Annotated in this window: 5 protein-coding genes; 4 read left to right on the forward strand and 1 reads right to left on the reverse strand. The window is 46.2% G+C overall.

Translation table 11 applies throughout. The annotated features are described in order from the left end of the window. The 4 genes from ACTIE6_RS13665 to ACTIE6_RS13680 form a co-directional block, all read left to right on the forward strand. The coding region (locus tag ACTIE6_RS13665; RefSeq protein ID WP_439557169.1) for a WcaF family extracellular polysaccharide biosynthesis acetyltransferase at positions 1–484 on the forward strand (484 nt) is incomplete at its 5' end. Beyond that, positions 481–1,230 carry a glycosyltransferase family 2 protein gene (locus ACTIE6_RS13670; protein WP_439557170.1) on the forward strand — a complete coding sequence of 250 codons (750 nt, stop codon included), beginning with the start codon at positions 481–483 and terminating at the stop codon, positions 1,228–1,230. The genes ACTIE6_RS13665 and ACTIE6_RS13670, both read left to right, overlap by 4 nt. A gap of 136 nt (positions 1,231–1,366) precedes the next feature. After that, positions 1,367–2,575 (forward strand): MraY family glycosyltransferase, encoded by a 1,209-nt coding sequence (locus ACTIE6_RS13675; RefSeq protein ID WP_439557171.1) that lies wholly within the window; start codon positions 1,367–1,369, stop codon positions 2,573–2,575. A gap of 96 nt (positions 2,576–2,671) precedes the next feature. Continuing rightward, entirely contained in the window at positions 2,672–4,942 is a 2,271-nt protein-coding gene (locus tag ACTIE6_RS13680; RefSeq protein ID WP_439557172.1) for an NADP-dependent malic enzyme, read from the forward strand. Between the two features lie 282 nt (positions 4,943–5,224). On the opposite strand, the gene ACTIE6_RS13685 is transcribed toward ACTIE6_RS13680, so the two are convergent. Then, on the reverse strand, positions 5,225–7,072 hold the full coding sequence (locus ACTIE6_RS13685; RefSeq protein ID WP_439557173.1) for a glycoside hydrolase family 2 protein: 1,848 nt from the start codon (positions 7,070–7,072) through the stop codon (positions 5,225–5,227). Between the last annotated feature and the right edge of the window lie 115 nt (positions 7,073–7,187).

Below are 7,187 nucleotides of genomic sequence, written 5' to 3' on the forward strand. Positions count from 1 at the left end.
CCTTTGTTATTTTACCGGCCGCCTGTTCCTGAACACACACCTACCTTATCCGTCGTCGTTCAAGATCTGGCTCTTGAAATTGTTTGGCGCCAGGATCGGAAAGGGAGTTGTGATCAAGCCGAAAGTGAATATCAAGTACCCTTGGTTTTTGTCGATTGGAGACTATACCTGGATCGGCGAAAATGTGTGGATTGACAACCTCACAATGGTGACAATTGAATCAAATGCCTGCCTGTCACAGGGTTGCATGTTGCTGACCGGCAATCACGATTATACCAAGAGAAGATTTGACCTGATCCTGAAGCCGATTACGCTTGAAAAAGGAGTGTGGATCGGTGCACAGGCAACGGTTTGTCCGGGCGTAACAGCTGGCTCCCACGCGGTATTAACGGTGAACTCTGTTGCTACCTCAAACCTGGAAGCGAACGGTATTTACCAGGGTAATCCGGCAAAGTATGTTAAAACAAGAACTATAACGCATTGAAAGTAAGCATACTCACCGTCGTATATAACGGAGCTTCAACCATCCGGCAATGCATTGAATCCATTGTCAACCAGGATTATCCCGATATCGAATACATTGTAGTTGACGGTAATTCAAAGGATGGAACGCAGGATATTGTGAAATCCTTTGCGCATAAGGTCAGCAAATTCGTGAGCGAGAAAGACGCCGGAATTTATGACGCGATGAACAAAGGCATACAATTAGCAACCGGTGATATCATCGGCATTTTGAATGCAGATGATTTCTATGCTGTTTCCACCGTGATTTCAGATGTTGTGAATCTGATGAAAACGGGTAACTACGACGCTTGTTACGGAGATCTGGAGTATGTGGATTTTACAAATGGCGAGATCGTAAAACGGAGATGGACTTCGGGGTTATACCAGAAAGGTTCATTCTTAAATGGCTGGATGCCGCCCCACCCTACATTCTTTGTGCGCGGGGAAGTGTATGATCAATACGGAAAGTTCAGGCTCGACCTGGGAAGTGCGGCAGACTATGAGCTTATGCTAAGATTTGTACACAAGGCAGAAATTAGAATTGGCTACCTGCCCAAAGTGCTCGTTAAAATGCGTGCTGGAGGGGTCAGCAACAGTTCTTTTAAAAATAGGATACTTGCGAACAGAAATGATCTTAAAGCCTGGAAGACAAATGGTTTGAAACCGCGTTTTTACACTTTGTGGATGAAACCGCTCAGGAAAATCTTACAGTTTATCGTGAAATAACAAACAGGCACAAAACCTGTTAATAAATAATTTAGGTTTCGGTCATTTGTATATTTCTTATATTAAAGTAATTTACGTCTTTTGACCAGGATTTTACGCTTGCTCGTTCTTACACTTCATATATAAGGCAGACACTATGGATTTAAAGTTACCTCTTCAGATATTAAGCGAAGGCAACTTCAGTAACATCATTCACCATGATGTTTATCAATGCCTGCTGTCTTTTTTGATCGCCTGTTTTCTTTCGATCATCTCTATTCCGATCATAATCAATTTATCAAACCTGCTGCATTTGACTGCGAAGCCAGGTTTCAGAAGTTCTCACGAAACAGAAACACCGACCCTCGGCGGGATAGCAATTTTCGCAGCTACCCTGATCGCCTATTTTCTCTGGCCGCATTCTGAGAATATACTTGATTCCAACCTGATCAGCCTTGCGATGACAGGGGTTATTATTCTGTTTTTCCTGGGCATTAAAGACGATATTCTGGCGGTGGATCCTACCAAAAAGCTGATTATCCAGATATTCGCCTCGCTCATTTTGGTGGCAATGGGCAACTTTAAGGTTGATAATTTCTACGGCATATTTAACATACATACGGTTCCGGATTTCGTTAGCATCCCTCTTACCGTTTTCATTTTCATCGCCATTATCAACGCAATTAACCTGATTGACGGGATCGACGGTCTTGCGGGTGGTATCAGCCTCATTGCCGGACTTGGCTTCGGGATCTGGTTTATTCTAAATGATCACTTTTCTTTTGGCTGCCTCGCATTTGCAATGTCGGGCTCATTGCTAGGATTTTTGCGGTTTAACTTTTCGAAAACCAGCAAGATTTTCATGGGCGATACCGGCTCGCTGATCGTGGGCTATCTGCTTTCTATTTTCTCAGTTGAGTTTTTATCATTGAATGTTGGCTACCTGCACGATCCCAATGCATACTTCAATGCGCCAATCATCGTAATGGTATTGCTGATTGTTCCGATTTTTGATACCCTGCGCGTGTTCATTGTCCGGATTGTAAAAGGCGGCTCGCCCTTCGTTGCAGACCGTAACCACATGCACCATATCCTGATTGATAACGGGCTCAATCACTTCTGGGCTTCGTTTACATTGTGGATGGTGACCATCATCAACACTACACTTTTCTTCGCTTTTCACGGAGACATTACCAATACAGCTTCCATGTACATTTACATCGGAATGTTCGGCGTGTATATGCTTTTTGCATATATTCTCAAAAAACGTACGGTGATGGTGCAAGAGAAGAAAAAATTGGTCAACAGTCCCTCTTTCAAAGAAAAAGACCTTCCTTCAACCAACAATTCACTGCGCGATTTCTGATCTGCCGGCAGATGATTTTACTGTGAATAGCCGCGTAAAAATCATTGGCATGAACCTAATGTTTGTACCTTAGCACGAAATAATTGCTACACAGGTATGAACAAAAAGATCAGAAAAGAAGACGCGCTGTACTATCACTCCAAAGGCCGGCCGGGTAAAATCCAGGTTATTCCGACCAAGGAAACCAGCACGCAACGAGACCTTTCACTGGCCTACTCTCCCGGAGTTGCAGAGCCCTGTCTTGAAATCGCCGACAATGTCGAAAATGCTTACTTATATACTGCAAAGGGTAATCTTGTTGCAGTAATCAGCAATGGAACTGCGGTTCTTGGTTTGGGCGACATCGGTCCCGAAGCTTCCAAACCTGTTATGGAAGGAAAGGGTTTGCTCTTCAAGATTTATGCTGATATCGACGTTTTTGACATTGAATTAAATACCAAAGACGTGGACGAGTTTGTCCGCACAGTTAAAATCCTTGAACCTACTTTTGGAGGTGTAAACCTCGAAGATATCAAAGCGCCGGAATGCTTCGAAATAGAAGCCCGTTTGAAAAAAGAGCTGAATATCCCGGTGATGCACGACGACCAGCACGGTACTGCCATCATCAGCGCCGCCGCGATGCTGAATGCATTGAAGCTCGTCAATAAAGATATTGCGAACATTCGCGTGGTCGTTTCCGGCGCCGGTGCCTCTGCGGTTTCCTGTACCAAGCTGTACATTTCGCTGGGTGTCGATCCTAAGAATGTGGCTATGTTTGATACAAAAGGGCATATTCACAATGGTCGCACGGACCTGAGTGAAATGAAGAAGCAGTTTGCGACTGACGTTTCGTACGACTCACTGGATGCAGCGATGGTAGGAGCCGATATTTTCCTAGGCTTGTCCACCGCCGATATCGTTTCAAAAGATATGGTAAAATCGATGGCGAAAGATCCGATCGTACTTGCCATGGCGAACCCAAACCCGGAAATACCTTACCCGGACGCGGTGGAAGCAAGAGAGGATGTAATTATGGCAACAGGCCGCTCGGATTATCCTAACCAGGTTAATAACGTGCTGGGTTTCCCTTACATCTTCCGCGGCGCGCTGGACGTAAGAGCCACGGAGATCAATGAGGAAATGAAGCTGGCTGCTGTACACGCGCTGGCGGATCTGGCTACCAAGCCCGTGCCAGATATTGTGAACCTTGCCTACAATGAAACCAATATCGTTTTTGGCAAAAATTACATTATCCCTAAACCGGTTGACCCTCGCCTGCTGACTACTGTCGCCCCCGCTGTTGCAAAGGCAGCGATTGAGACGGGCGTAGCGCGTAAGGTGATCACGGACTGGGACGCTTACGAGCAGGAACTATCCAGCCGCCTGGGCCGAAATGAGCAGATTTCAAGGGTAATCCTGAATAAAGCCAAACTGGCACCGAAACGCGTTGTATTTGCAGATGCCGAAAACATCCAGGTGTTAAGGGCTGCGCAACAGGTGCGTGATGAAGGAATTGCGATACCGATTCTCTTGGGAAGCAAGGAAACAATCCTTCACTTGATCCGCGAAAGCAAGCTGGATCTCGGAGATGTATCGATTGTAGACCCGCGTGCAGAAGAAAACGAGCATATCATCGATACTTACGCAGCCAAACTTTATGAAAAGCGGCAACGTAAAGGATTGACCCCGATAGAAGCCCGCCGGACCATTTACTTCAAAAGTTATTTCGGCTCTATGATGGTGGAAAACGGCGAAGCCGACGCATTCATTTCCGGACTTACGCGTACTTACCCGGACACGATCCGCCCGGCGCTGCACGTGATTGGTAAAGGAGCGGGAGTAAACAAGGTAGCGGGTATGTACATTCTGCTCACGCCACGCGGTCCGCTTTTCTTCTCGGACACAACCGTGAATCTGGATCCGACTGTTGATGAGATTGTTGAAATAACTGAGTTGACTGCCAAGGCAGTTGAGCGGTTCAACATTCAGCCAAGAATTGCATTGGTCACCTATGCGAACTACGGAAGTGCAGGCGGGAAAGATGCAGAGAAAATGCGCGAAGCTACCGCGATTTTGAAGAAGAGAAACCCCTCGATGGTAGTGGAAGGTGAAATGCAGGCGCACCTTGCATTCAATACTGCACTGTTGAAGGAAAACCATCCATTCAGCGACCTGGTTGAAGGCGGCGCAAACACCCTTATTTTCCCGAACCTGTCAGCCAGCAATATCGCCTACAACTTGCTGAAAGAAGCAGCCGAACTGGAAACCATCGGGCCCATCCTGCTGGGAATGAAAAAACCAGTTCACGTACTACAACTAGGAAGCTCCGTACGAGAAATCGTCAATATGGTAGCGATAGCTGTTGTGGAAGCACAGATGAAGGGCTAGGAAGGTTAATTTTGAATGACTGAATGATTGAATGATTGTATGATTGAATTTTGAATGAGTGAATGAGTGAGTGAGTTAGTGAGTTAGCGAGTTAGTGAGTTAGTGATTTTTGAATGAATTAGGGAGTTAGTGGATTCTGATTTAATACAGTTACAGAAAACATCGAACTCCATTTAAGAATATTCAGCCATTCAAAATTATTCAGTCATTCAATCATTCAAAACTATTCACTCATTCACTAACTCACTCATTCACTAACTCACTCATTCACTAACTCACTACTCACTCCACCCCCACCTCGTAAAGCGGCTCATGTATCTGCTTCAATTTCGCTTCGGGGAACTTGATTACTTTTCGGTCGTAGGTCATTAGCCCATTTGTTTCTACTTCCACGTCGGTCGTTTGCGTGTAGACTGCGGCGGATAATCCTTTTTTGATGAGGGCTTCAAACCTGCCGATAAATGTTTCGTAGCGTTTGTAGAGATCTTCCTGGTTTTTGAAGCTTTGGTATCCCCAGTTGTTTTTCTGCTGCCAGGTATGCTCGTCAACAGGTAACCCTAGTCCGCCGAATTCTCCCAAAACGATGATCTGCTTTTGTCCGAACAGCTCTGGCTTTGGCATTGCCGGCGCAGGGTAATTATGCAGGTCGATGATGTGACCAACAGGGAAGAAGTTGCCGCCACTCGCGCTGTTTACCAGGCGGCTCGGGTCATACTTCATCGTCCACTCGGTAATTTCCTCCGTTTTGAATTGTCCCCAGGCTTCATTGAAAGGTACCCACACCACAATCGATGGGAAGAAACGGTTTGCATCCATGATCGCTTTCCATTCTGTTCTGTAAATATTCTCGGATTCAGGGGTGCGGTCGCGCTCGGATTCGTTGCCGGTTACTCCCGGGTGCTGGCCCCAGTCATTTCCCAGATCGCCGCTCGGCATATCCTGCCAAACCAGCATACCCAGCTCATCGCAATGGCGATACCAGCGCGCAGGCTCCACTTTCACGTGTTTCCTGATCATGTTGAAGCCCATTTCCTTCGTTTTCACAATATCAAACTTCAAGGCTTCATCGCTGGGCGCAGTATACAATCCGTCAGGCCACCAGCCCTGATCCAGCGGTCCGTATTGAAACAAAAATTTATTGTTCAAAGTCATACGCTGGATACCGTTTTTATCAGGCTGCATAGCGATTTTGCGCATAGCGAAGTAGCTTTTCGCTTCGTCAACTACCTTTCCTTTCCGGACCAGTGAAACCGTAAGGTCATACAAAAACGGACTGTCGGGAGACCATAATTTCGGATTTGCGATATTCAGATCGGCACTTGCATTGGGCGCAACTTCCAGCTCTGCTACCTTGTTAGTGCCGTCGAACGCAGTAAATCTGAGCTGATCACCCGCTTTCACATTCTTGATATCTGAGGTAATGCGTACCATTTGCTTGTCGATATCCGGTACCGGCGTCAATTCGGCAATGTAGGTAGTCGGAACAGTTTCCAGCCAGACAGTCTGCCAGATACCCGTAACCGGCGTGTACCAGATTCCATGCGGGTTTTTGATCTGCTTGCCCCGCGGCTGTGGTCCGTCACTGCTCGGGTCCCACACTTTTACAGTAATTTCCTGTTGCTTCTTTTTAACCAACAAATCGGTGATGTCAAAAGAAAAAGGATCGTAGCCGCCCTGGTGCGTACCTGCCGGTTTTCCATTTACAAATAAATCACATTTCCAGTCAACAGCACCGAAATGCAGCAGTACACGCTGGTCTTTCAGTTTAGGGGAAAAATCAATGGTGCGCTGATACCACAACACACTGTCTTTCCCAACTGTGCGCCCTACGCCCGACAATGCAGATTCCACTGCAAAAGGAACCAGGATCTTGCCTTCAAATGCAGCAGGTTTTGTTTCCGCATTGGTTAGCGGCACAATAGCATAGTCCCACAACCCATTAATATTTTGCCAGTTGCCGCGTACCAGCTGTGGCCTGGGATATTCTGAGTGAACGTTGGCAGGCGATACTTTCTCCGCCCATTGCGTAACGATTTTACCCTGTTTATACTTCCATTCAGCCGCATTCTGCGCTTGCAGGACCGGTGCCGTTAATAAAAGGGCGCCAAGGTAAAGGAGTACTTTTTTCATTCAATTAAGGATTACTGAAAAATAATTAAGCTAGTTATTTCAAAAGGGTAGCATCAATGCGCTTTACTATGAATTGAAAGCACATTGACGAGCTTGCTTTTGAAACAATGAAAAT

This window comes from Dyadobacter sp. (assembly GCF_051859145.1).
GTDB lineage: Bacteria > Bacteroidota > Bacteroidia > Cytophagales > Spirosomataceae > Dyadobacter.